The organism is Paenibacillus sp. GCM10023250 (assembly GCF_042653205.1).
Taxonomy (GTDB): Bacteria; Bacillota; Bacilli; order Paenibacillales; family Paenibacillaceae; genus Paenibacillus_Z.
Window position 1 is genome coordinate 102,072 of the sequence record NZ_JBHSHY010000014.1, and the last position, 22,628, is coordinate 124,699.

The 22,628-nt window shown below is 64.2% G+C and carries 22 protein-coding genes; 2 read left to right on the top strand and 20 right to left on the bottom strand.

All coding sequences use genetic code 11. The features are described 5' to 3' along the window. Window positions 1-27 precede the first annotated feature (27 nt). Both ACFPB1_RS13655 and ACFPB1_RS13660 read right to left on the bottom strand, forming a co-directional pair. The gene (locus ACFPB1_RS13655) at window positions 28-1,839 is read right to left on the bottom strand and encodes an ATP-binding cassette domain-containing protein (protein ID WP_379226101.1); all 1,812 of its coding nucleotides are present in this window, start codon (window positions 1,837-1,839) and stop codon (window positions 28-30) included. Beyond that, on the bottom strand, window positions 1,836-2,699 hold the full coding sequence (locus ACFPB1_RS13660; protein ID WP_379226103.1) for an energy-coupling factor ABC transporter ATP-binding protein: 864 nt from the start codon (window positions 2,697-2,699) through the stop codon (window positions 1,836-1,838). The genes ACFPB1_RS13655 and ACFPB1_RS13660 overlap by 4 nt, the downstream gene beginning before the upstream one ends. 98 nt (window positions 2,700-2,797) lie before the next feature. Between ACFPB1_RS13660 and ACFPB1_RS13665 the strand changes: the two genes are divergently transcribed. Continuing rightward, window positions 2,798-3,418, top strand: coding sequence for a biotin transporter BioY (locus ACFPB1_RS13665; protein WP_379226105.1), 621 nt, complete (start codon window positions 2,798-2,800; stop codon window positions 3,416-3,418). 38 nt (window positions 3,419-3,456) lie between these two features. Here the strand turns inward: ACFPB1_RS13665 and ACFPB1_RS13670 are convergent, their stop codons facing one another. The 11 genes from ACFPB1_RS13670 to ACFPB1_RS13720 all read right to left on the bottom strand — a co-directional run bounded on the left by ACFPB1_RS13670 (window position 3,457) and on the right by ACFPB1_RS13720 (window position 13,220). Next, window positions 3,457-4,038, bottom strand: a complete 582-nt coding sequence (locus ACFPB1_RS13670) for a hypothetical protein (protein ID WP_379226107.1) — start codon at window positions 4,036-4,038, stop codon at window positions 3,457-3,459. A gap of 203 nt (window positions 4,039-4,241) precedes the next feature. Beyond that, window positions 4,242-6,170: an LTA synthase family protein gene (locus ACFPB1_RS13675; protein WP_379226109.1), complete on the bottom strand. Its 1,929-nt coding sequence runs from the start codon at window positions 6,168-6,170 to the stop codon at window positions 4,242-4,244. A gap of 24 nt (window positions 6,171-6,194) precedes the next feature. Next, window positions 6,195-7,073 (bottom strand): radical SAM/SPASM domain-containing protein, encoded by an 879-nt coding sequence (locus ACFPB1_RS13680; RefSeq protein WP_379226111.1) that lies wholly within the window; start codon window positions 7,071-7,073, stop codon window positions 6,195-6,197. A 201-nt stretch (window positions 7,074-7,274) separates the two neighbouring features. Next, window positions 7,275-7,601 carry a hypothetical protein gene (locus tag ACFPB1_RS13685; protein ID WP_379226113.1) on the bottom strand — a complete coding sequence of 109 codons (327 nt, stop codon included), beginning with the start codon at window positions 7,599-7,601 and terminating at the stop codon, window positions 7,275-7,277. Window positions 7,602-7,710: 109 nt separating this feature from the next. After that, window positions 7,711-8,016, bottom strand: a complete 306-nt coding sequence (locus ACFPB1_RS13690; RefSeq protein WP_379226115.1) for a DUF6509 family protein — start codon at window positions 8,014-8,016, stop codon at window positions 7,711-7,713. Window positions 8,017-8,182: 166 nt separating this feature from the next. Next, window positions 8,183-8,866, bottom strand: a complete 684-nt coding sequence (locus ACFPB1_RS13695; protein WP_379226117.1) for a DUF4166 domain-containing protein — start codon at window positions 8,864-8,866, stop codon at window positions 8,183-8,185. Next, entirely contained in the window at window positions 8,863-9,927 is a 1,065-nt protein-coding gene (locus ACFPB1_RS13700; RefSeq protein ID WP_379226119.1) for a DoxX-like family protein, read from the bottom strand. The genes ACFPB1_RS13695 and ACFPB1_RS13700 overlap by 4 nt, the downstream gene beginning before the upstream one ends. Before the next feature lie 163 nt (window positions 9,928-10,090). Next, the gene (locus tag ACFPB1_RS13705; protein ID WP_379226121.1) at window positions 10,091-10,771 is read right to left on the bottom strand and encodes a response regulator; all 681 of its coding nucleotides are present in this window, start codon (window positions 10,769-10,771) and stop codon (window positions 10,091-10,093) included. 10 nt (window positions 10,772-10,781) lie between these two features. Then, window positions 10,782-12,104 carry an ATP-binding protein gene (locus ACFPB1_RS13710; RefSeq protein ID WP_379226123.1) on the bottom strand — a complete coding sequence of 441 codons (1,323 nt, stop codon included), beginning with the start codon at window positions 12,102-12,104 and terminating at the stop codon, window positions 10,782-10,784. After that, a complete protein-coding gene (locus tag ACFPB1_RS13715; protein WP_379226125.1) occupies window positions 12,101-12,628 on the bottom strand; it encodes a methylated-DNA--[protein]-cysteine S-methyltransferase in 528 nt (175 codons plus the stop codon). The genes ACFPB1_RS13710 and ACFPB1_RS13715 overlap by 4 nt, the downstream gene beginning before the upstream one ends. After that, the gene (locus ACFPB1_RS13720; RefSeq protein WP_379226127.1) at window positions 12,621-13,220 is read right to left on the bottom strand and encodes a bifunctional transcriptional activator/DNA repair enzyme AdaA; all 600 of its coding nucleotides are present in this window, start codon (window positions 13,218-13,220) and stop codon (window positions 12,621-12,623) included. Before ACFPB1_RS13720 ends, ACFPB1_RS13715 begins: the two co-directional genes overlap by 8 nt. A 163-nt stretch (window positions 13,221-13,383) precedes the next feature. Between ACFPB1_RS13720 and ACFPB1_RS13725 the strand changes: the two genes are divergently transcribed. Further along, window positions 13,384-14,283, top strand: coding sequence for a DNA-3-methyladenine glycosylase family protein (locus ACFPB1_RS13725; RefSeq protein ID WP_379226129.1), 900 nt, complete (start codon window positions 13,384-13,386; stop codon window positions 14,281-14,283). A 55-nt stretch (window positions 14,284-14,338) separates the two neighbouring features. Here the strand turns inward: ACFPB1_RS13725 and ACFPB1_RS13730 are convergent, their stop codons facing one another. The 7 genes from ACFPB1_RS13730 to ACFPB1_RS13760 form a co-directional block, all read right to left on the bottom strand. After that, window positions 14,339-14,560: a cold-inducible protein YdjO-related protein gene (locus ACFPB1_RS13730; RefSeq protein WP_379226131.1), complete on the bottom strand. Its 222-nt coding sequence runs from the start codon at window positions 14,558-14,560 to the stop codon at window positions 14,339-14,341. Between the two features lie 436 nt (window positions 14,561-14,996). After that, window positions 14,997-15,515, bottom strand: a complete 519-nt coding sequence (locus ACFPB1_RS13735; protein ID WP_379226133.1) for a glutathione peroxidase — start codon at window positions 15,513-15,515, stop codon at window positions 14,997-14,999. 103 nt (window positions 15,516-15,618) lie between these two features. Next, window positions 15,619-16,533, bottom strand: coding sequence for a hypothetical protein (locus ACFPB1_RS13740; protein WP_379226135.1), 915 nt, complete (start codon window positions 16,531-16,533; stop codon window positions 15,619-15,621). Window positions 16,534-16,605: 72 nt separating this feature from the next. Beyond that, a complete protein-coding gene (locus tag ACFPB1_RS13745) occupies window positions 16,606-16,854 on the bottom strand; it encodes a hypothetical protein (RefSeq protein ID WP_379226137.1) in 249 nt (82 codons plus the stop codon). 103 nt (window positions 16,855-16,957) lie between these two features. Next, on the bottom strand, window positions 16,958-18,274 hold the full coding sequence (locus ACFPB1_RS13750; protein ID WP_379226139.1) for a deoxyguanosinetriphosphate triphosphohydrolase family protein: 1,317 nt from the start codon (window positions 18,272-18,274) through the stop codon (window positions 16,958-16,960). Window positions 18,275-18,425: 151 nt separating this feature from the next. Next, a complete protein-coding gene (gene odhB / locus ACFPB1_RS13755) occupies window positions 18,426-19,697 on the bottom strand; it encodes a 2-oxoglutarate dehydrogenase complex dihydrolipoyllysine-residue succinyltransferase (RefSeq protein WP_379226141.1) in 1,272 nt (423 codons plus the stop codon). A 32-nt stretch (window positions 19,698-19,729) separates the two neighbouring features. Next, window positions 19,730-22,627 carry a 2-oxoglutarate dehydrogenase E1 component gene (locus ACFPB1_RS13760; RefSeq protein WP_379226143.1) on the bottom strand — a complete coding sequence of 966 codons (2,898 nt, stop codon included), beginning with the start codon at window positions 22,625-22,627 and terminating at the stop codon, window positions 19,730-19,732. Window position 22,628: the final 1 nt, after the last annotated feature.

Sequence of the window (22,628 nt, forward strand, 5' to 3'; positions counted from 1 at the left end):
GCCCATTCCGGGTGAAATTCCTATTTTTCAAAGCCACATCATCGCGCAGACGGCCGCGCCGCCGAGCACGAGGACCGTATCGCGCGCCCGCCAGGCCTCGGCGGCCAGCAGTGTCGGATGCGTCTGCGCGCCAACGCCGCGGCTCTTGAGCGCGTCGGTCACGGCGTCGCCCAGCCGGAACAGCGACAGCATGAACGGCAGCGCCGTTTCGACGATCCGCCGGACGCCGCCGCGCAGGAAGCCGCCCGTCCGCTTGCCGCGCGCCGCGGCGATCCGCGCGAACCGTTCCCATTCCGCGAGCAGCACGGGCACGAAGCGCAGCAGGAGCGTAATCGTCAGCAGCAGCTTCGTGCCCCATGCCGGCATCCGGCCGAACCGGGCGAACAGCTGCTCCAGCGCGCGCCGTAGCCGTAAGGGCGTCACGGCGATCGGCAGGCCGAAGCCGAGCAGCATAACGATGAAAGGCCGGACGAGCGACTGGAATGACTCGAGCGCGGCGGCGGCGTTCCACGGGCCATCGCCGGCCGAGGTCCCTGCACCGGCGGTTCCCGCCGCGCCGCCGAAGCCGGCGAACAGCGACACGGCGACCGTGAACGTCGCGATCGCCCGGATCGCGCCTTTCCAGCGGCGAAGCGGGATGCGGCCGAAATAGACTGCCGCCGCCGCCAGCGCCGCGGACGCGCCGATGGCGGTCCAGCCCCGCGCGTTCAAGATCGCGGTCGAGACGAGGATGTACGTCAGCCAGACCGCGCGCGCGTCGAACCGTGCGATCGGCGAGACGTCGTCCGCGCCCGGCCGGAGCCGGAACGGCTGCCGGGCAGGCATGGACGCGGCGCGGGCGAACGGCAGCGGCGCGGGCGCGGCAGCAGCCGCTTCGGGCGGCGAGACGCCTACTTCGGCGACGGCGGCCCCGGCGGCAGCCGCCGCTTGTGCGTGCCCGCGGGCGAAGCCATCGTCCGGCGGCAGTGCCGCCAGCGCGCCGGCCAGCCCGCGCGGATCCCAAACCGCGGCCTCGGGGGCGCCGAGCGCCAGCCCGATCCGCGCGACCTTGAGCCAATCCGGCACGTCCATGCCCGCCTCGGCGAGCCACTGCGGATTGGCGAGCAGCTCGCTTCGGCTGCAAGCGCGGACGGCGCCGTCCGCGTGCAGCAGCAGGATGCGATCCGCGAGCGCGAATGCCCAGTCGCTCTCGTGCGAGATCAAGAGCACGCCCTGCCCTTCCGAGGCGCGGCGGCGCAGCTGCTCCGCGAGCAGCTCGTGGCCGTCCGCGTCGAGACCGGCCGTCGGCTCGTCCAGCAGCAGCCACGCCGCTGGCGGCGCGAACAGGCAGGCGAGCGCCGTGCGCCTCCGCTCCCCGCCGCTCATCGCGTACGGATCGCGCGCCAGCCAGCGGCGATCCCAATCGACGGCCCGCAAGGCGGCGTCCGTCCGCCGCTCGAGCTCGGCTTCCGACAGCGCGTACGGGCGAAGCGAGTAGCGAAGCTCTTCCCGCACGGTCCGCAAAAACAGCTGCTCTTCGGGCGATTGGCAGGCATACGCGTAGGCGAGCAGCGCGCGCGGATTCGGCACGAGCCGCGTCCGCCCTAACGTCCGCTTGCGCAGCCACATCGCGTCGTCGCCGAAGGCAGCGGACAGTCCGGCGGGCTCGCGGAGCCCCGCGATCGTCTCGAGGAGGCGGGTCTTGCCCGCGCCATTCGCGCCCGCGAGCACGGTGATCGTCCCTGGCGCCAGCTCCAGCACGTCGGCGGCTGCGGCGGTGCCGCTCCCCGGCCGCGCGCCGGCTTCATCGACGAGCCTGATCCCGTGCAAACGCAGCGATATCGATTGCATGCCGTTCATCGCACCGTCACCTGCCTCAACGCCTCGGCCCAGCCGTCCGCATCGTCGGCCTCGGGGAACGGCGGCCGCAGCCTGCCGGCGCGCGCCAGCTCGAGTGCCAGCCGCGAGACGTACGGCAGCCGCAGGCCGCAGGCCGCGCACGGCGGTTGCTCCGCGCCGACCTCAAGCGGATAGCCGGCGCCGTACAAAAACCGTCCGCCGCTGCCGTCGAACGCGACGCGGCCTGCTGCCATTGCGACCACCCGGTCGCCGGCGCCCAGCTCCTGCAGCCGCTGCGTCACCCACACGACCGCCGTCCCCTCGCGGTGCAGCTTGGCTGCGATGGCGCGCACGCCCCGGCGCGACTGCTCGTCGAGCATCGAGGTCGCTTCGTCGAAGACGATGAGCGGCGTTCGCGTCGCCGAAGCCGCGGCGACGGCCGCCAGCTGGCGCTGGCCGCCGGACAGCTTGTCCCATGTCAGGTCCGCGACGGCATGGAGGCCGGTCTCGATTAAGACCGCTTCCGATTCCGCTACGATTCGCGCCGGCGGCAGTCCGCGCCATTCCAGCGCGAACCGTATTTCCTCCCGCGGCGTTTCCGCGAACAGCTGCGCGTCGGGCTGCTGCATGACGTAAGGCGACGGCAGCGCGCCAGCGAAGCCGCGGTTCCACGTGCCCTGCACGCCGTCGATGACCAGGCCGGCAAGCAGCCGGGCGAGCGACGATTTGCCGCTGCCGTTCAAGCCGACGAGGTTGACCCATTCCCCAGGCCCGAGCTCGAGACGCACGTCTGCCAGCCGCGGCGCCGCCTCCCCCGAATCCGGCGCGCCCGGGATGGTCACGTGCTCCAATACCAATTTGTGCTCAACGCGATCTTCCAACCAGAATTCCCTCTTCCCAAAAGTTTACTCCCATGCTATGATGCTATTTGTTAACCACACACGGATAACAAGGTTAACATTTAGGAGGAGAAAAGACAATGACTACCTTACCGACCAACAGCGCGCAAACCGCCATCGCGGACGTCAAGCGCGCCGATTCCGCAGACTGGATCCGCAGCGTCGTCTTCACCGCTCTGTTCGCCGCGCTCTTCGTCGCCTTCAGCTTCGTGAAGGTGCCGCTGTGGTTCTCGGCCGTGCCGATCACGCTGCAAACGCTCGCCGTCATGCTCGCGGGCGGACTGCTTGGCGCCGGTTACGGCTTCCTCAGCATCTTCATCGTCGTCCTGCTGACGGCAGCCGGGCTGCCGCTTCTCGGCGGCAGCGGCGGCATCTCCGTCATCTTCGGCGCGACGGGCGGCTACATATGGATGTTCCCGCTATCCGCGCTGCTGATCGGGCTCGCCAGCGACCGGCTGTTCGCCCGCGCGAAGAAGCTGAACCGCGGCGGCTATATCCTGCTGTTCCTCAGCCTCGTGCTGTTCAGCGTCGCGCTCGCCTACGCCGGCGGCGTGCCGTGGCTGGCTTACAAAGCGAAGCTGAGCTTCAGCGCCGCGATGACAAGCGGCTGCTATCCGTTCCTGGCCGGCGATTTCATCAAAGCCGCCGTCGGCACGTTCATGATCGGCACGCTCCGCCCGCTGCTCTCAAGACTGCGTTAACCCCGCGGAGGCGCTTGCGCCCTCTATCTCAAGCCCGCCTATAAACCGAGCTCCCGGCGCAGCAGCTGGGTCAGCTCGGCCAAGGTGGGCTTGTTGACCGTAATGACCAGCTTGTCGCCTTGAATCGCCGCGGAACGGACGCGAATCGGCTTCGGCACGCGGCTGCCGAGCGGAATGACGATATCGCCGATATAGCGCTTCGGCAGCGTCAGGCTCCTCAGCTTCGCTTCGTCAACGACGGCCACCAGATTCGGATCGCGCCATTGGACGCGGTAATAGACGACGATACCGGCCGGAATCCGGTTTTTCACCTTGAAATTATAATGCGCGGCGATGCGGCCGTCCTCGATGTCGAAGCGCGCCCCGGTCACCGTCACGTCCGGGCCGTAACGCGGATTGGATGCAATGTACGCCTTGGCGATGTTGTCGACGTCCGCTTCCGAGAGCGTCAGCGTCGTGCTCAAGTTTCTTGCCATATCGATCGCCCGCTGCTTCAGCGCTACGGTCTGGTACGCCAGATCGAGCTTCTCCTGCGGCTTGACATACCACAGCCCCGCGCCCGCCAGAGCGGCGATCAGCACCAGGAAAACGCCGAGCATGAGCAACCCTTTCTTCACCATATCGCGTTCACCCCCGACGCTTCTATTATACGCTTCTACCGCGAGCGCCTTCTAGTCCGGGGGGTTCGCGGCGCGAACGCCACAAAGCCGCGTCCTCATCGGGACGCGGCTTTGTGACGCGCGAACGGACGGCGCGACGGCGGCATACCGGCCTGTCAATCGCCATATCAGCTTTTATCACATAAGACTCATTTTCCTTCGGCTTAGCGCTTCGGCAGCGAACGGACGTAATTGTCCGACACGTCCATCAGCTTCAGGATGTAGTCGTAGTCCCTGCGGTACGGCGCCAAGTCCGTTACCGGCTTCAGCGTTCGCAGGTCGACGGCAGTCCCGTCGTCGAAGCCTTTGCCCGGCACGAACAGAATCTTGTCGTTGAAGAACGAGCCGGTCGGCAAATAATAGCGCGAGCCGATGACGTTATGGTCGATGTTGAGCAGATCGTGCCCGAACGCGGTGAAGTTCGCCTGCTCGAGCGAGATCCCGAGGAGGTTCGCGATCGTCGGCATGATGTCGACCTGCCCGCCGACCCGATCGACCACCTTGCCCTGCTGCTCGCCCGGCAGATGAATGATGAGCGGGATGTTGAAGCGCGACACCTTCGGGTCGTACGGAACGCCGAGCGCCTTCGAGACCGCGCCCGGGTCGTTGTCCGTCGGCTGCAGGCCGAAATGGTCGCCGTACAGCACGAGCACGGTATCATCCCACAAGCCGCTCGCTTTCAGGCGGTCGATCAGCGTGCCGATCGCGTAGTCCGTGTAATTGACGGCCAGCAAATAATTGCCGAGCTGCGTCCCTTTCAGATTGTCCGGCAGCGTCAGCTTGGCGCGGTCCGCCGGCACGTCGAACGGGAAGTGGCTCGACACCGTGATCATCTGCCCGTAGAACGGCTGCTTGGTCTTGGCGATCTCGCCGAGCTTCTCGACGGCTACCCGGTACAGCTCTTCATCCGATGCGCCGAAGCTGTTGAACCGGTCGTTCTTGTAATACGGCTTGTCGTAGTACCGGTTAAAATTGAGCGCCGCGTACAGCTTGTTGCGGTCCCAGAACGTCACGTCGTTGACGTGGAACGTGTCGGCAGCGTAGCCGTTCTGCTGCAGCAGCCGCGGCAGGCTCGGCAGGTTCCGGTCGCCGTAGCCGGTCGACATGGCGATTTTCGCGGTCGGATAGATCGACGTGTTGGACATGAATTCCGCGTCGGACGTATTGCCTTGACCGATCTGTTGGAAGATATGCGGGAAGTACAGGCCTCCGTCTGCCAGCCCGTTCAGCACCGGCGTAATTTCCTTGCCGCCCAGCTTCAAGTGGATCGGGAAGTTCTGGAACGCCTCCATTTGGATAACGATGACGTTCTTCCCCTTCTGCGAGCCGAAGTAGGCGGGCGCGCCGCCCGGCTTGTCCTTGTACGGGTACGTCGCCTGCAGGTCCTTCGCCTGCTTGACGAAGTCCGCCGTGTTGCCCTCGGAGGCGATGCTGTTGTCCTTGGCAGCCTTGATGGCCGCGGACACCTGGTAATTCAGGAAGCCTTCGTCCTCCGCTTCGACGAGCTCGTTCTCGATCGGCATGCCGACGTGGATGATCCGTGCGGACATCGCGACGCAGAGGATGAACAGCGCGCTCAGCGCGACGCGGTACATCGGCGCCGCCGCGGGGAACGCCCTGCCCCGGCTTCCGCGTCTGGCGGCCGCCGCGGCGGCGATCCACACGGCGAGCCCGATCAGCATGTCCGGGAAAAACCAATAGTGGCTCCAGCGGATCGTCGATTCGACGCTGTCCTGAATCTTGGTCACTTGATGCAGTTCATAGAGCGCCGTGTACGTCGGCACCGAGCCGAAATGCTCGAAATAAACGGCCGACGAAAAAAACAGGAGCGACACGAGCAGGTTCAAGCCGCCGTAGGCCCATGCCTTGAGCCGGGCCGGCGTCGCGAGCTCCAGCGCGCACAGGAGCACGAGCAGCGCGGACGCGTCGGCGAACAGCCGCGGCCATTTGATCTCGCCGAACAGGAAGTAGCGAAGCAGCGCCAGCTTGGCGAGCAGGATCGCGGCCGCGATGTAGAACAGCGGGACCCGGAGCTTCCGATCATCCCCCAGCCGCACGACCGATCGATTGGGATTTGATGTCGTGTATGCCATGTATCGTTACGCACCCTCTTTCCTTCAGATGCTGAACCGCTGCCGATAACCGCATTTGCGGCACAGCTCTTCGACCACCTCGCGGCGGGAAAAGCCGTCATACAGGCGCTTCGCCCGCTCGCCCTCGATGATGTCCGAGAACGCGGTTTGGTGAATGTTGCCGAGATCGATCACGCCTTCGCCGTCCAGGCAGCAGGGAATGACGGTGCCGTCCACGAGCACGCCCGCCTGGTTGCGCAGGCCGTGGCAGAAGCCGCGGCTCTCGTCTTCCTTCTCCTTCAGGTCCGGCCATTTGAACTCGTGGTCGTGGTTCAGGTAGATGCGGTCGGCGAGCTTGATGCCCTTGCCCCGCGTATAGTGGTCCTGAATCCGGAACTCGAGCCCGAACGTCCGCTCGAGCTGGTCGAGAATCGCCTGATTGCGCTGCCGCGCGACGTTCGTGGCGTTATCCTCCGTCAAATTCCACAGCCGCAGCGAGATGAGCACGTCCGACGCCGCGACGGCTTCCTTCGCGAACGCGAGCACCTTGCCGATGTAGCCTTCCTTGTCGACCGAGCCCTCGTGGCCGTCGAAGCTGTGCAGCGAGAAGTTGATCTGACGGAGGGCCGGCTTGCCGAGAACTTTCGGTCCGGCCTTGTGGAGCAGCGTGCCGTTCGAGGTCAGATTCACCTTGAAGCCGCGCTCGTGGGCGAGGTCGAGCAAGGTATCGATCTTGGGATGCAGCAGCGGCTCGCCTTTGACGTGAAAATATATATGGTCGGCGTGCGGCTTGATCTGCTCCAGCGTCCGGGTGAAGTCCTCGACGGAGATGAAGCCTTTCGCCCGCTCCGTCGGCGGGCAGAATGAGCAGGCCAAATTGCAGACGCTTGTGATTTCGATGTAAAATTTCTTGAATTTCCTCATGTGCGATGCCCCGTTTCCTTCGTTAAGGCCGGCACCGGCCGGCGACAACATACCCTCCATTATAGGACGCCGGCGCGGGCCATGTCCACTTTCGCGCCCGGTTCTGCCGGATATCGGCACGACATGCAAAAAACAGGACCTTCGGCGAAGGTCCTGTGCGTATTCGGGCTTTAGGCCGGATTGGGAGCGCATGCACGGAGGCTACGCGCGCTGCAGCAATTCGTGCATTTCGTCCTTCGTCCGTTCGACCTTGAGCACGTCCTCGACGGCGATGTCGGGCTTGTTCTCGCCGCGGAACGTCGTGCCTTCGAGCCGGTAGCCGTTCACTCTCGCCATGGAGTAGAACGCGCAAAGCTGGTTGGCGATCCGTACCGCTTGCTCCTTGGTCGAAGCCGCGTACAATGTGTTGCCGAAACTGAGCGGATTGCTGTTGCTTTGAATGTTGACATGGAAGGCCTCGGCTTCGCCGTCCACCTGCTTCACCAAAATTTGGTTGTTGTAACAGTTCAACAAATAATGGACTGTCATGTCATTCACCGCCTGTTCACGAGGTGTCGGCCCGCATATCCGCTTGCCGTACTCCTTATTACACGGGCCTCGCCTTCGTGAAACGGCCGGCAGCCCGCCCGCTTCTATTCTATTCCTCGGCCTCGGAGAAATGCGCCTCGCAAAACGATTCGAGCATCCGCTCCTCCTCGTCCTCCAGCTCGAAATCGTAGTACGCGTCGTTCATCCGTTTGTACAGCTCGTACTTGACAAGCCTCCCGGCTTCTCCGTCGGTGCTGTAGATCGCCCGAATGTACAGCCCTCCTTCGACGTACAGCTCGTCGTCCTCCGCGACGTCGATCTCCAGCTTGAATTCGTATCGCTCCCCGGGCAAAATGCCGAACGGATCCTTGATTTTCTCTACGGTGTAGGCTTCGATCTCGATCAATTTCCTCATCCTTCCTCGCTTCGTGGCTCCATTATACCGTTTTCTCCGCCGGGTTACGAATCGGCGCTGGACGCGGCTAACGGGATGCACGGGCAAGCCGCGGGCGCGCGGAAATCGCCGCAGGGCCGGAGCATCGATCAGCGAGGCGGACAAGCGCGTTAACGGCTGGCGGGCGTCACTCCCGGCATTCCGCGCGCGTCGGCATCGCCTCGGCGGGGATGCGCCGGCCATCCATCGGCACGGTCGCGGCCTGGAACCAGCCGGCGTACCGGAAGACCGGCCCGAGCAGCGGATTGGCCACGTCGACCGTGATCCGGAAGCAATCGGCCTCGTCGTCGTACCACTCGTGCACCTCCGCCCGGCCCGTCAGCCGCTCGGGGAAGCGGAACCCGACCGGCCCTTCGTAGAAGCGCTGCTCACCCGAGCGGATCAGGATGCCGCCGCGCGGCGAGGCCGCCATCTCGAGGTCGACAGCCAAATGCTGCTTCGTGCCCAAATAATCGACGATGCGCCCGCGCTCCCGGCTGTAGATCATCGTCGCGTCGAACTTGCGGACAGCGTCCGGGAAGCGGAACCGGCGGCTCCATGTGACCGTCTCGCGGCCGAAATCGTCCATGTACGCGTAATTGGCGATCGTGAATGGAATGCCCGCGCCCGCCCGCGGGAACATGATGTGGCGCGCCGTGCCGAGCCAGAGCGGTCCCGCCGCCCACTTGTTGTACCAGATCCGTTCCATGACGCCTTCGCCGATGGAGGCGATGCCGTCCCGGCTGCCGAAGCCGAACCGCTGCCGAATTCGCGGATGCAGCTTTGCGAACGCCGTCCCGAGCGCGCGCTCGTTGATCGAGCCCGCCGTCATCGCGCCCGCCCTCCCTTCGGCCGCGGCGCGCGCAGGCAGCGTCCGGCGTCCGGAAGCTCCCGCGCCGTCAGCGCGGCGGCCAGGCTGAGCGCGGCCATGCCGGCGCCGAGCAGCGCCGGATTGAACGGCGAGCGCAGCAGCGCGGGATCGCCGGCCGCGCCGAGTCCCGCGAGCAGCAGCAGCAGCGGCGCCTGCGCAGCGAGAAACCGCCCGCGGCGGTGCAGCGGCAGCGTGGCGAGGCCGAGGCCGGCTTCGCCCAAGCCCAGCAGCTGCGCCGCGAGCGGCTCGCAGCCGGCCGGGATCCAGCCCGTCGCCGCCAGGATCGCGAGCTCGCCGGCGTCCGGGAACAGCAGCTTCGGCAGCAGCCCCTGCGCCAGCCACAGGCAGGCGAGCGTCCCGGCGCACGCGTAATGGACGACGGCCTGCCGCAGCGCGGCCCGCGGCGGTATGCCCGCTTCAATCCACAGGCGGAGCGCGTCGAAGCTCCAAGCCGTGGCGTAGCCGAACAGCGGACGGAACGCGAAGCGGTCGAATAGACGGCCGAGCGGGCCGAAGCGCGGCCGGTAGTCGAACTGCGTAATGAACCGGACGCCTTCGTTGCCGTTACCGGCGCTTCGGTGATCGCTTCGGTTATCGCTTCGGTGGTCGCTTCCGCCATCGTTTCCGTCCATGCTTCCGTCGGCGCTTGCTTCTTCGGGCGCATTGGCCGCCCTGGCTTTCCGGTCCCTCTTCGGCGGCACGTATCTCCAGTAACCTGTTACCCGGCTGATCAGCGACAACGGCTGGCCGGAGCGGAATACCAGCGTGGACAACCGTTCGCCGCTCTTCGTATACATCGCCGTCCGCGACTCGCCCGTGCCGGCGATCGCGAGGCCGAACCCGATCCGCGTCGCGTACGCGAACGTTTGCGGCGCCTCCGGGGTCGCGCGGGGCAGGTACGTGATGTCCGTAAACCGAAGATCCCACTGCCGGTGCAGCTCCGGCCGCTGCGTATGGTTCCACAGCGTCTCCATGTCGGTGCGGATGATCGTTTCGACGTATATCGGTTTGCTTCGCTTCATGGTCCACACGTCAGCTCCTCTCGAGGCCAAGTATAATGGCTGCCGCCGGGCCTCGGGCAGAACCAACTTTCATGGTACGCACGGCGAAGAGGGTACTAGAATCTCTAGTACCCCTAGGCCCATTGCGTTTGCCTGCGTCTCTTCCGGCCGCACCAGCGTGGCTTCACGCCCGCGGTTCCTCCGATCCTCCCGCCCCGTCGCGCCCGCCGTCCGGCTTCTCCGGCGCCAGCCCGATCCGCCTCACTTTCTCGACGGCTTCCTTGCTGCTGCGGACGCCGAGCTTCTTCAGCATCTTGTTGACCTGGTTCTTCAGCGTGCTCTCCGCCTTGAACAGCTTGCGCTCGATCTGCGGCTGCGTGTAGCCCGCTTCGATCAGCTCGAACACCTCGCGCTCCGCCGCGGTGAGCGGCTTCAGCTGCTCCTCCCGCTTCAGCCGGGCGAACTCCTTCAGCAGCGCGTCCATCGGCGCCGAATGATGGTACGCCGCGCGGATGGCGTGCGGCAGATGGAGATAGTTCGTCTTCTCGATATAATTGACGGCGCCGGCCGTGAACGCCTTCGTCATGACCGTCTCCTCGCTCATCGACGTCAGCATGATGATCTTGGCCCGGGGCGCGAGCTCATGGATCTCCATCGCCGCGTAGATGCCCTCGAGCTTGCGGTCGGTCAGCTGGATGTCCATGAGAACGACATCGAACGCCAGCGTGCGGGCGAGCGACGCCGCTTCCGCCGCGTTCGTAGCCGCCCCGACGACGAGCAGATCCTCCTCCCGGTTCAGAAAGGCGGTGATGGCTTTGATCCAGCCGGGATCGTCCTCGACCAGAACTACGCGGATCGCATTCATGTCCGTACATTCAGTCCTTCCGTTGTTTCTTGCGCGGGAATGCCAGCGTCACGCGCGTGCCGCGGTCCGGCTCGCTGCCTACGGCAAGCGTCCCTCCGCTCAGCTGCATGACGCTGTACGCGTACGACAAGCCGAGCCCGTAATTGTCGGTGCGGCTCTTCGTGCTGAAGAACGGCTCCAGAACGCGCCGCTGCAGTTCCTTCGGAATGCCGGGACCGTCGTCCGCCACCGTCAGCAGCACGTGCCGTTTGGTGCCGTCCAACGTCAGCCGCAGACGGCCGCCCCGTTCCATCGCCTCGGCCGCGTTCGCGATCAGGTTGCCGATCGCCTCCCGCAAGTGAACGGCGTCCAGCATCAGCAACGGGCGTTCGAGCACGCTGAACGAGGCGGCGATCCCGCGCGCTTCGAGCTCGTCGGCATGCCGGGCGAGGCAATCGCGGACGACGGCTTCCAGCGCATGCGGCTGCTCACGCAGGACGATCGTCTTCGTCTGCCCGTGAATGCGCGTCACCATGTCCAATAAATGCGCGGAGGATTGCGAGATGATGGCGAGATGCTGCCGCGCTTCGTCGTCGTCCTCCGGCAGCCGATGGCCGAGATTGAGCGTGCTGAGCGAGATTTTGCCGAGTTCGTTCTTGATCGTATGATTGAGCATCGCCGTGCCCGAGCTGACCGCCTCCATCGTCGCGTCGAGCGGATCGCGCTCGAGCCGCAGCTTGACGCCGAGGAAGCCGTACATGAACACGCACAGGAGCGCCATGGCGAGCGAATAGATGACGAAGACGGAGATGTAGGTGAAGAAATCGAAGTCCGGTTCGATCGCCCGGGCCACGTTGATGAACACGAGGGCCGCGAGCACGGTGGGCACGATGATCAGCGCCGTCAGCAGCCGGCTCCGTCTGCGCCGCGGATCCGACTCCGCCAGCAGTGCGCGCAGCAGCACCCAGCAGGAAGCGGCGTAATACGGCCCCACCCAACAGAGCAGCAGGCCGAAGTCGACGCGGATCGCCGGCTCCATCGGCGTCACGGCGAGCGTCGCGGCGGCCGGGATCAGCAGCGCGGCTTGCAGCAGCGCGCGGTTCCTCCGGCGCCTCGGCCATGCCTCGGCGTACGTCAAGCTGAACGCGAGAATGCCCAGCGGGGTCCACGTCTGATTGACGTAGACCGCTGCGTCCGCGACGCGCGGCTGGCCCGCCTCGCGCAGCGCCTCCTCCAGCCCGCCGACCGCGGCGCACGCCAGGAAGAACGCCGCCCAGCGATTCGCGGTGCCGCGCGGGTTCGCGAGCAGCAGCACGGCCGCCGCGGCCGACAATGCGAAGAAATAGAAAATCACGACGTTGCCCTGAGCGCTCCTTCGCGCCGGAGCAGCTCCGCCTTCATCGCGATGCCGGCACGGAAGCCGGTCAGCGCGCCGTTCTTGCCGAGCACGCGGTGGCAGGGCACGAAGAACAACACGGGATTCGCCCCGATCGCGCCGGCGACCGCCCGCACCGCGGATGGACGGCCGAGCCGCTCCGCGACGTCCGCGTAAGCGCGCACTTCGCCGGAGGGAATGAGGCGAAGCTCCTGCCAGACGGACAGCTGGAACGCGGTGCCCCGCAGGTCGATCGCAACGTCGGCGTCCCGCGCGCCGTCTTCCAGATACGCGCGGATCGCCGCCGCGTAAGGCGCCATCGCCGCGTCGTCGCGCCGCGGTTCGGTCCCCGGCAGCTGCCGGGCGGCCCAGCCGGCCAGTTCTTCGTAGGCGGCCCCCGGCGTGCCGATATAGCACAGCCCCTTGCCGGTAGCCGCGATATGCATGGACCAATCGCCGCTCCCGAGCAGCGACCAATATAGAGTATCGTCTGATTTACGCATGACGGTCACCTTCCCTCGAATGGTTCGGCGCGCGATGCGCCAGCCGGTATTGCGTCGGCGTGCAGCCGGCGGCCTTCTGGAACGCGGTCGCGAAATGAGCCGCGTTCGGCATGCCGACGTCCCCGCCGACCTCGGCGATCGCGGCCGCGGTTTCGCGCAGCAGCGTTTTCGCTGCTTCGATTCGCACGCGCAAGAGGTAGTCGGCGGGAGATTCGCCCCAGACCCGCTTAAAGGTGCGCTGCAGATGGTACGGACTGACGTGCTGCTGCTCGGCCAGCGCATCGAGCGTGATCCGCTCCGGGTAATGCGCCCGGATCGATTCCGCGATCGCGTCGACCCACTCTTCGTCCGGCAGCCGCAGCCCGTCCGGCTTGCACCGCTTGCACGGCCGGAAGCCCGCTTGCGCCGCGTCCGCCGCGATGTTGAATATACGTACGTGCTCGCGCATCGGCTCCCGCGACTTGCAGGACGGCCGGCAAAAAATACGCGTCGTGCTGACCCCGTAATAAAACGCGCCGTCATGCGCCGCGTCGCAGCCGACGATCGCGGTCCACTGCGCGTCCGACGGCGTCTCGTTCGTTAGAACGGTCATGCGCCTCACCTCCACAACGCAAAGTATACCCGCTTTAACGGCTGTATGTAAGGCCTGCCCGAATGAAAAAGCAAGATTGCGAAAGGCCCGCCGCCCGTTATATGGTACAACTAGTACAGAGAGCCGGGAACGTCTCTGCCCGGACGAAGGAGGATGCGAAAGCATGGCAGCTGCAATTACGATCGAGACGCCGGGCGTCTTCGATTTCGCGCAGATCTTCGATTATTTGAACCGGTCCGCCAACGAGTGCCTATACGAGGCGGACGCCGCGTCCGTGACCCGGCTCATGCCCGCGGGCGGCGCGCCTGTGCTCGTCCGGCTGTCGGCGCGCGCGGACGGCGCGCTGACGGCGGAATGCCCCGCCTTGACGGAGCCGCCGGACGACGAGACGTTACGCGCCGTTGCCGCGTATATCCGCGAATGGTTCGACATGGACCGGGATTTGAGCGGCTTCCTGGCGCTCGCTTCGCGAGACGAGGTGCTGGCTCCCGCGGTTCGGCGGTTCCGCGGCCTGCGCATTGTCGGCATCGCCGATTTGTTCGAAGCGCTCTGCTGGGGCATCATGGGGCAGCAGATCAACCTGGCCTTCGCCTACACGCTCAAGCGCCGCTTCGTGGAACGGTACGGCGATTCCGTCCGATGGAACGGGCGCGTCTACTGGACGTTCCCGGCGCCGGAGCGGATCGCGGCGATCGATCCCGCCGAGCTCCGCGGCCTGCAGTTCACGGGGCGGAAAGCCGAGTACGTCGTCGGCGCCGCGCGGCTGATGGCCGAAGGCGTCCTGTCCAAAGCCGGCCTGCTCGCGCTGCCGGATTGGACGGCCAGGGAGAAGGCGCTCACCGCCATCCGCGGCATCGGGCCATGGACGGCGCACTATGTGCTGATGCGCTGCCTGCGCAATCCCGGCGCGTTCCCGCTCGAGGACGTCGGGCTGCACAATGCGCTCAAGGTTGCGCTCGGCCGCGAAGAGAAGCCGCCGCTCGCCGAGATCCAAGCGCTTGCGGCACCGTGGGGCGAATGGAAGGCGTACGCGACGTTCTATCTGTGGCGCCTCCTGTACTGAGACGGCCCGCATCCGTCACACGCGACCCAACGAAAAAAACCGCCTGAGCGGCGGCTTAAAAATCGAATTCCGATTTCGGTTTTTTCGGTTGTCGTTTGATTTTGTTTTGCACGGCCGGCAAATGCCTCATGCTGCGATGCATGGGGCCTTTGCAGATCGGGCAGCTTTGCTCCCGCTCGGCGAATTCCTCGCGCACCCACGCTTTGCACTCCGGATTTTTGCACTTCCAAATCTTCGTCGGAATCAATTTCGGTTTGTCTTCTTCGGTCGTAGCCAAGTTGTAAGCATCCTTTCCATTCATCAAGCATGTTCAGTGGTTTCATGACTTTTCATTTGACGTTTGCGTTTTTCGCGTTATCTTATCTAATAAGAAAAGCCGAATTGCATATGTAAATCGTTTTCTAGGCTTCCGCGGCTGCTGCTCGATTATCTATTCTCCCCCATCATCGCCTGTCTTACGTTCGGCATTTGCATGCACGCGCAATTTCCGGCCGTTCCCGCGGCGGCGTGGATCATCGGCATCGCCCGGAAAACGATCCCTCGCGCAATCGGCATCATTATTATAATCGCCTGCGCCCTTTCTGTCACACCCGTCTCGCGAAAGCCGCCGGACGCCGGTAAGACGGCTCGACACGCGCCCAGCGGACAACGCAAAAAAGCACCTGAGGCAGGTGCTTTTTTGCGTTGTCCGATTCTCCGAGAGCGAGTCCGTATCAGTCGTTGACGGTATTGGCCGCGGCGCCGAGGCCGCCCGTCTCGATCAGGCTGCGAAGATCCGGTTCGATGGCCGACGGATCCGTCGGCGCCGGGTACTGCTTCAGGACGTTGCCCTGCCGATCCACGAGAAACTTCGCGAAGTTCCAATCGATGTCGCCCGTATGGTATGGCGCCGGCACCGCGTCGACGAGGTACTTGTAAAGCGGATGCGCGTCCTCGCCGCGCACGTCGATCTTCGCGAACATCGGGAACGTCACGTTGTAGTTCAGCTCGCAAAACTGCGCGATCTCCTCGTTCGTGCCCGGCTCTTGGTTCTTGAACTGGTTGCACGGAAACCCGAGCACGACGACGCCTTCGTCCTTGAAGGTCTCGTAGATGTGCTGCAGCCCCTTGTAATGCGGCGTCAGGCCGCAGGCGCTCGCCGTGTTGACGATCAGCAGGATCTTGCCTTCGTACGGCTTCAGCGTCGCCGGCTTGCCGTCGATCGTTCTCACTTCATAATCGTAAATAGACATGCTCGTCCCTCCCGAAATCGCGTTGATTTCATTAAATTGCATAAAATCATTATAGCCTAATGCGCGATTCCGGGGCAAATCCGAATTCGGGACGCGCGCCGGTTCAGCCTTCCCGTCCGAAGGCGATCTGCAGCTGGCCCGCGAGCTGCTCCGCGTCCTCCCAGACGATCGGCCGGACGCCTGCCGGCTTGTCCGCCGCCGAAGCGGAGCTGCGCGTCCAGGTTACCGGAATCTCGTTGCCGAGCGCGTAGCCGGCGTACATCCACGTCTCGGCTCCCGGCGCCGAGATGTCGGCGATGAGCATCTTGCAGGTCAGCACCTGCTCGAGTGCCTCCTGCATGGACTTGCCGTCCGCGAGGCGCCCCTCTTCCCGCTCCACCAGCTTCGGCGAGTAGCCAAGCTGGATCAGTCGCGGAAACACCGTGTTCATCCACTCCCGCGTCATGTCTTCCTCGTGCTCCGGAAGCAGCACGAAGCAAGGCTTGAGCGCCTTGCCCGACGCGCTGGATTCCGCCTCCAGCCAGCCCTTCTCCGTCATCCGGAACGTCGAGCCGATCCGCTCGATCATGCCGTCTTCCTTCAGCTTCTCGGCGATGTATACGAGCTCCTGCAAATTCATCGAATACGTCAAATTATAGCTTTGCGCGAAATGATTGATGACGACCGGTTCGCCCGGCCCTCTCGCGTGACGGTGCAAGTACCGCAGGAGGCGCAGCCCCTTGTCCTCGGTCGTCAGCGGCACGAGCGGCGACTGCAGAATGTCGTCCTTCCCGTCGAAGGAAACGATGACCGTCTCTTCGCAGTCGCTCTTCTCGCGGATATAGGCGGAGATGATCGGGAACATGCTTCGCTTGTCCCCGTAGGACAGCTGGCGGAACGGCTCGTAGCTGCCGTCCTTCAAGCCGTAGGACGCGCTCGGCGAGCACAGGCAGTTCATGTACCATTCGCTGCCGCCTTTATGTTTGACCTGCACGAGCGAATCGCAGAACAGGCATCGTTTCTGATCCAAAACTTCCATGAGTGCGTTCATCCTCCCTTTGTCTCTATGAAGGATTCGGATCATCGGCCCCGATAGAGGGTGCCGGAGCCATTAAGCTTTTCTCATGTTTGATGTACCCCGATCCGCGCGTTCTGAAGCGGCCCAAATACTGCCAGTCCAGACGATGGCGTCCCCCGCCGCGACATTCGCCGCCACCTTGTCCCGCGGCAGCCGCAGCGTCTTGTCGCCGATCTCCGCCGTCACGCCGTCCGCTCCGGCCTCCGTCACGATGCCGACGCGCCGGACGACGCAGCTCGCACCTTCGGCTGCCCCTGCGCTTTCACCCGCCGATTCTCGCATTCCGATCCGCCCCCTTCGCGAGAAGGACGACCGCGCCGCTGCGCCGATCGTCCTTCCATGTCCGTCAGGCCGCGAAGCATCGCGCCGCGCTGCCCGTCCGTCGTTAATCGCGCTCGTAAATCGAACCCGACCGGCTCGCGTAAAATTCCGCGTATACCTTCTCGGCGTACGCGTCCGTCATGCCCGCGATGTAATCCGCCACCATGCGCTCCCACGGCCACTTGCTGCGCTGCCGCTCATAGTTCTCAAGCCAGTCCGGCGGGATGATAAGCCGCCCCGTCTCCGGCGCCTTGAAGCTGTCCCACAGCCGCTCGATCATGATCTCGCTCCGCTTGTGCAGCCGCTGCACGCGGAAATCCTTGATCAGCGTCACCCAGGCCAGCTTCTTCAGAATCTCCATCGTCCGCAGCAGCTCCAGATCCTGCACGCCGTCGCGGATGAACGTTACGCGCTTCCAGCCGGTGGCGGGATCGTCGATGATGCCGACGCCGCTCACGAACTTGCGGACCCAGCGCGCCTTCATCTCGCGCCGCGTCCGGGACGGCTCCCGGCCGCATTCGATGTAGACCGTCTCCCACTGCTGCAGATAATGATGAAGCGCCTGCCGCACCATCTGCATCATGTCGACTTCCTCCCAATGCATGACCGCGTTGCCGGGATCGTCGACGATCTCCTGCATGACGCTCGCCACGAGCCGGTCATCCTCGAACAGGCTCGGATTCATCTGAATTTTGCCGGCGCGGATGCCGTCCTCGATGTCGTGCGTCGAGTAGGCAATATCATCGCACAGATCCATCAGCTGGGCTTCGAGCGTCGCGACGTCGTCCGGCATGCCCCACGCCTTGCGGAGGCCGGCGATGCCCTCCCATTCCATGCCGTAGACGCCCTTGAGCCGTCCGGGGTCGTCCAGGCAGAACGGATACTTATTGATCGCGAGCAGCACCGCAGCCGTCAGATCGAGGCCGCTGTCGCTGCCCGCGCGCTTCTCGAGGAACATGAGGATGCGGAAATTTTGGGCGTTGCCCTCGTACTTCATCCCGCATTCCGCCGACAAAATCTCGTTCAGCACTTCCTCGCCCTTGTGGCCGAACGGCGGGTGGCCCAGATCGTGCGCGAGCGAAGCGACCTCCACGACCTCGGGATCCATGACCAGCCCGGGATGCTCGCGACGCGCGAGAAACGGATTCGCCTTGCACAGCTTGCGCGCGACCTCGCGGGCGATCTGCGACACCTCCAGCGAATGCGTCAGCCGCGTCCGGTAGTAGTCGCCGGAGCCGGCGCCGAACACCTGCGATTTGCCTTGCAGCCGGCGGAACGCCGGCGATTGGATCAAGCGGGCGTAATCTTTCTCGAACTCGTCCCGGTCCTCGCTGGAGTGGATGTTCTCGAAGTCAAACAACCGCATCTTGCGCACGTTCATGCCTCATCCGCCTCCCTCATTCGTTTGTTCTTTATTTTATGTAGAACGTTCGGGAATAGCAATAAAAAAACCTCGCAAGCTGACGATGCAGGACAGATGGCCTGACGTCAGCTTGTGAGGTTGTGGTTAGGCTTATGATGCAGTCCGGCAATCAGCCTTCCAGCAGGAGCGATTCCGGATCTTCCAGCAGCTGCTTGACCGTCACGAGGAAGCGAACCGCTTCCGCGCCGTCGACGATGCGGTGGTCATAGGACAGCGCGATGTACATCATCGGACGGTTTTCCATTTCGGTATCGTTGATCGCGACCGGACGCACCTGGATTTTGTGCATGCCCAGGATGCCGACTTGCGGCGCGTTCAGGATCGGCGTGGAGAGGAGCGAGCCGAAGACGCCGCCGTTCGTGATCGTGAAGGTGCCGCCCTGCAGGTCGTTCAGCGACAGCGTGTTAGCGCGTGCTTTGGACGCCAGCTCGCCGATTTGCTTCTCGATCTGCGCGAAGCTCAGACGGTCCGCGTCGCGTACGACCGGCACGACGAGGCCTTCCTTCGCGGAAACCGCGATGCCGATATCATAGTACTGCTTGACGAGAATATCTTCGCCTTGGATTTCGGCGTTCAGCAGCGGGTACGCCTTCAGCGCGCCGATGACCGCCTTCGTGAAGAAGGACATGAAGCCGAGACCCACGTCGTGCTTCTCTTGGAACGCTTGCTTGCGGCGCTTGCGCACGTCCAGGATCGCCGTCATGTCGACTTCGTTGAACGTCGTCAGCATCGCGGCCGTGTGCTGCGCTTCGACGAGGCGCTTCGCGATCGTCAGGCGGCGGCGGGACATCTTGCGGCGCTCGGCCGGCTTGCCGGCTTCCGCGGCAGGCTGGGCCGGTGCGGCGGGAGCGGCGGGAGCCGCAGGCGCCGTCGGACGCGTGCCATGCGCTTCGATGTCGGATTGGCGGATGCGGCCAAGCGGGTCGACTGCCTGTACTTGCGACAGGTCAATGCCGCGCTCGCGCGCCAGCTTGCGCGCGCCCGGCGTCGCCGATGCGGCGGCGTCGGCTGCCGGAGCGGCAGGCGCAGATGCCGCGATCGGCGGCGATGCCGGCACGGCAGGCTTTATTTCCGGCTGCTCGGCAGCCGGCTGGCTTGGGGCCGCTGCCGGCACTGCGGCTGGTTGGCTCGGCGCAGCGGCGCCGGAGCCGCTGCCGATCGTGCCGATCGTCTCGCCGACGGCAACGGTGTCGCCTTCGGCGCGCAGCAGGGAATCGATCGTGCCCGCTTGCTCGGCGCTGATTTCAATGTTGACCTTATCGGTTTCGAGCTCCGCCAGCACGTCGCCGACGTTGACGCTGTCGCCGGCTTTGACATGCCATTTGGAAATTGTGCCTTCTACGATGGATTCGCCCATTTCGGGTACTTTGATATCACTCATGGCTCGTTCTCTCCTTGCCTGATTCGCTGGATTTAATTTTGCTTGCTGCGGTTAAGCGCGACGGAAACGATCCGCTGCTGTTCCATGTTGTGAATGTAATGGAAGCCGCTTGCCGGGCTGGAACGCTTCGGACGGCCGATGTAGCGGACCGTCGTGCCCGCTTTGACGCGCGCGCGAATCCGCGGTTCGACGTAGTTCCAGGCGCCCATGTTTTGCGGTTCTTCCTGTACCCAGAGCACTTCTTTCACGTTCGGGTAACGCGCGATGATTTGTTCCACGTCGGTTTTCGGGAACGGATAGAGCTGCTCGACGCGCACGATGTGCAGCCAGTCCCAATCGTCGGCGGCTTGGTCGTCCTTCAGCTCGAGGGCCGCTTCCAGATCGATCGCCATCTTGCCGGAGCAGAAGATCAGACGCTCCACCTTGTCCGCCTTCTTGCCGAGACCCGGCTGCTCGAGCACCAGCTTGAAGGAGCCGTTGCTCAGCTCGGCCGGATCCGAAGCGACGCTCGGGTTCCGGATGAGGCTCTTCGGCGCCATGACGATGAGCGGACGCGCCTCCTCGGTATTGAGAATGGCCGCCTGGCGACGAAGCAGGTGGAAGTATTGGGCCGCCGACGTCATGTTGACGATCGTTAGGTTGTCTTCCGCCGCCAGCAGCAGGAATCGTTCCAGCTTCGCGCTGGAGTGCTCCGGCCCATTGCCTTCGTAGCCGTGCGGCAGCAGCATGACGAGGCCGGATTTCTCCTGCCACTTCACGCGGCCGGCCGTCACGAACTGGTCGATGATGACTTGGGCGCAGTTCGCGAAGTCCCCGTATTGCGCTTCCCAGATGACGAGCGTTTCCGGCGAGAACACGTTGTAGCCGTATTCGAAGCCGAGCACGGACGCCTCGGCGAGCGGGCTGTTATGGACGGCGAACGATGCCTTCGCCTGCGGCAGCGTGTGCATCGGCGAGAACGTCTGGTTGTTCTCGACGTCGTGCAGCACGATATTCCGGAACGCGAACGTGGCGCGCTCGGAATCTTGGCCGCTCAGGCGGATCGGCGTGCCGTCGGCCAGAATCGTCGCGAACGCCAGCGCTTCCGCTTGGCCCCAGTCGACCTTGCCGCCTTCGTTCAACGTGTTGGCGCGGCGTTTCAGGATACGGTCCAGCTTGTCGTACACCTTGAACCCTGCTGGCCATTGCAGCAGCGCTTCGTTGATCGGGATCAGCTTCTTCAGCGGCACGCCCGTCACGATGTCTTTCTTGCGGCGCTTGCTGCCGACTTCGTCGGCCTTCGGCTGCTTATAGGCTTTATCATTTGCTTTCACTTCATCCAGCGCAGCCTGCAGTTTCGCGAGGCCTTCGCGGCGCATCGCTTGGACCTGCTCTTCGGTCACGAGGCCCTTCTCCTTCAGGCGCTCGGCGTAGATGACGGCAGGGACCGGATGCTTGCGCAGCTTCTGGTACAGCAGCGGCTGGGTCGTTTCCGGATCGTCCGTCTCGTTGTGGCCGTGGCGGCGGTAGCCGATCATGTCGATCAGGAAGTCCTTGCCGAACTTCTGGCGGTACTCGCACGCCATGCGGACCGCGGCGATGCATGCTTCCGGGTCGTCGGCGCTGACGTGCACGATCGGGATTTCATACCCTTTCGCCAAGTCGCTCGCGTAATACGTGGAGCGCGAATCCTTGCTTTCCGTCGTGAAACCGAGGCGGTTGTTCGCGATGATGTGGATCGTGCCGCCGTTCTCGTAGCCGGCCAGCTTCTTGAAGTTGAGCGTCTCCGCTACGATGCCTTCGCCGGCGAACGCCGCGTCGCCGTGGATGATGATGGCCGCCGCGCTGCCGAAATCCGCGACCGGGTAGCCCGGCTTGGAGCGGTCGTCCTGCGCCGCGCGCGTGAAGCCCTCGACGATCGGATTGACGTACTCCAGGTGGCTCGGGTTGTTCGCGAGCGTGATGCGCGTCTCGACCGTCTCGCCTTCCTTCACCGAACGGTGGGCCCCCAAGTGGTACTTCACGTCGCCGGTATAGCCGGTGTTGATGCCGAGCGCGCCTTCGGACGGGAACAGCTCCTGATCCTTGACCGGCGAATGATGGAACTCGGAGAATAGCGCCGCATACGGCTTGCCGAGTACGTGCGTCAGCACGTTCAGCCGCCCGCGGTGCGCCATGCCCATCAGAATATGCCGGGCGCCGTCATGAGCCACTTCTCTCACGACTTCGTCCAGCATCGGCACTAAGCTATCGGTTCCTTCGATCGAAAAGCGCTTCTGCCCGACAAACGAACGGTGCAGGAACGTTTCGAATTGTTCGACGTCGATGAGGCGCTGCAGCAGCGCGATGCGCTCCTTCGCGGTCATCGGCTTGGAGGCCATGCCGATCTCGGCTTGGCGGCGAAGCCAGAGGCGTTCGTCCTGCTCGTGGATATGGGCGAATTCGAAGCCGAACGACTTCGTGTATACGTCCTTCAAGTGTTGAATCGCTTGCTTGCCGTTGCCGATCGACTCCGGCGCTTCTTCCCAGATCAGCGAGGCGGGAATGGCTTCGAGATCGGCGTCCTTCAGCTTGAACGTGGCCGGCTCGATCAGGCGGGTGTCCGGCGCCGGCGTCAGGCCGAGCGGATCGTTGTCGGCCGCCAAGTGACCGAACGTGCGGATGTTCCGGACCAGCTTCCCGGCGTCGACGATTTTTTTCAAATAAGCGGGGTCGACCGTCTTGATGCTATTGGAACCGTCCGTCGTTACCTTCAAAGGGGGGTTCACGTTCACGTTGCTGCTGGCCGAGACGGACGGCGGCGGTCCCCACTTCTCGAAAGATGCTCTAACGGCGGGATCTACGTCGTCAGGATTGCGCAGGTATTGCTCGTACATTTCTTCAATGTACCCCAGGTTGGGACCGTAATAGAGCTCCCAGGGCGACTTGCGGTCATTGCTCTCTGCTGTCATT

Coding starts and splice junctions, on each gene's coding strand:
- ACFPB1_RS13655 (WP_379226101.1), bottom strand. CDS start 1,839: ATGAACGGCATGCAATCGATATCGCTGCGTTTGCACGGGATCAGGCTC.
- ACFPB1_RS13665 (WP_379226105.1), top strand. CDS start 2,798: ATGACTACCTTACCGACCAACAGCGCGCAAACCGCCATCGCGGACGTC.
- ACFPB1_RS13670 (WP_379226107.1), bottom strand. CDS start 4,038: ATGGTGAAGAAAGGGTTGCTCATGCTCGGCGTTTTCCTGGTGCTGATC.
- ACFPB1_RS13675 (WP_379226109.1), bottom strand. CDS start 6,170: ATGGCATACACGACATCAAATCCCAATCGATCGGTCGTGCGGCTGGGG.
- ACFPB1_RS13680 (WP_379226111.1), bottom strand. CDS start 7,073: ATGAGGAAATTCAAGAAATTTTACATCGAAATCACAAGCGTCTGCAAT.
- ACFPB1_RS13685 (WP_379226113.1), bottom strand. CDS start 7,601: ATGACAGTCCATTATTTGTTGAACTGTTACAACAACCAAATTTTGGTG.
- ACFPB1_RS13690 (WP_379226115.1), bottom strand. CDS start 8,016: ATGAGGAAATTGATCGAGATCGAAGCCTACACCGTAGAGAAAATCAAG.
- ACFPB1_RS13695 (WP_379226117.1), bottom strand. CDS start 8,866: ATGACGGCGGGCTCGATCAACGAGCGCGCGCTCGGGACGGCGTTCGCA.
- ACFPB1_RS13700 (WP_379226119.1), bottom strand. CDS start 9,927: ATGAAGCGAAGCAAACCGATATACGTCGAAACGATCATCCGCACCGAC.
- ACFPB1_RS13705 (WP_379226121.1), bottom strand. CDS start 10,771: ATGAATGCGATCCGCGTAGTTCTGGTCGAGGACGATCCCGGCTGGATC.
- ACFPB1_RS13715 (WP_379226125.1), bottom strand. CDS start 12,628: ATGCGTAAATCAGACGATACTCTATATTGGTCGCTGCTCGGGAGCGGC.
- ACFPB1_RS13720 (WP_379226127.1), bottom strand. CDS start 13,220: ATGACCGTTCTAACGAACGAGACGCCGTCGGACGCGCAGTGGACCGCG.
- ACFPB1_RS13725 (WP_379226129.1), top strand. CDS start 13,384: ATGGCAGCTGCAATTACGATCGAGACGCCGGGCGTCTTCGATTTCGCG.
- ACFPB1_RS13735 (WP_379226133.1), bottom strand. CDS start 15,515: ATGTCTATTTACGATTATGAAGTGAGAACGATCGACGGCAAGCCGGCG.
- ACFPB1_RS13740 (WP_379226135.1), bottom strand. CDS start 16,533: ATGGAAGTTTTGGATCAGAAACGATGCCTGTTCTGCGATTCGCTCGTG.
- ACFPB1_RS13745 (WP_379226137.1), bottom strand. CDS start 16,854: ATGCGAGAATCGGCGGGTGAAAGCGCAGGGGCAGCCGAAGGTGCGAGC.
- ACFPB1_RS13750 (WP_379226139.1), bottom strand. CDS start 18,274: ATGAACGTGCGCAAGATGCGGTTGTTTGACTTCGAGAACATCCACTCC.
- odhB (WP_379226141.1), bottom strand. CDS start 19,697: ATGAGTGATATCAAAGTACCCGAAATGGGCGAATCCATCGTAGAAGGC.
- ACFPB1_RS13760 (WP_379226143.1), bottom strand. CDS start 22,627: ATGACAGCAGAGAGCAATGACCGCAAGTCGCCCTGGGAGCTCTATTAC.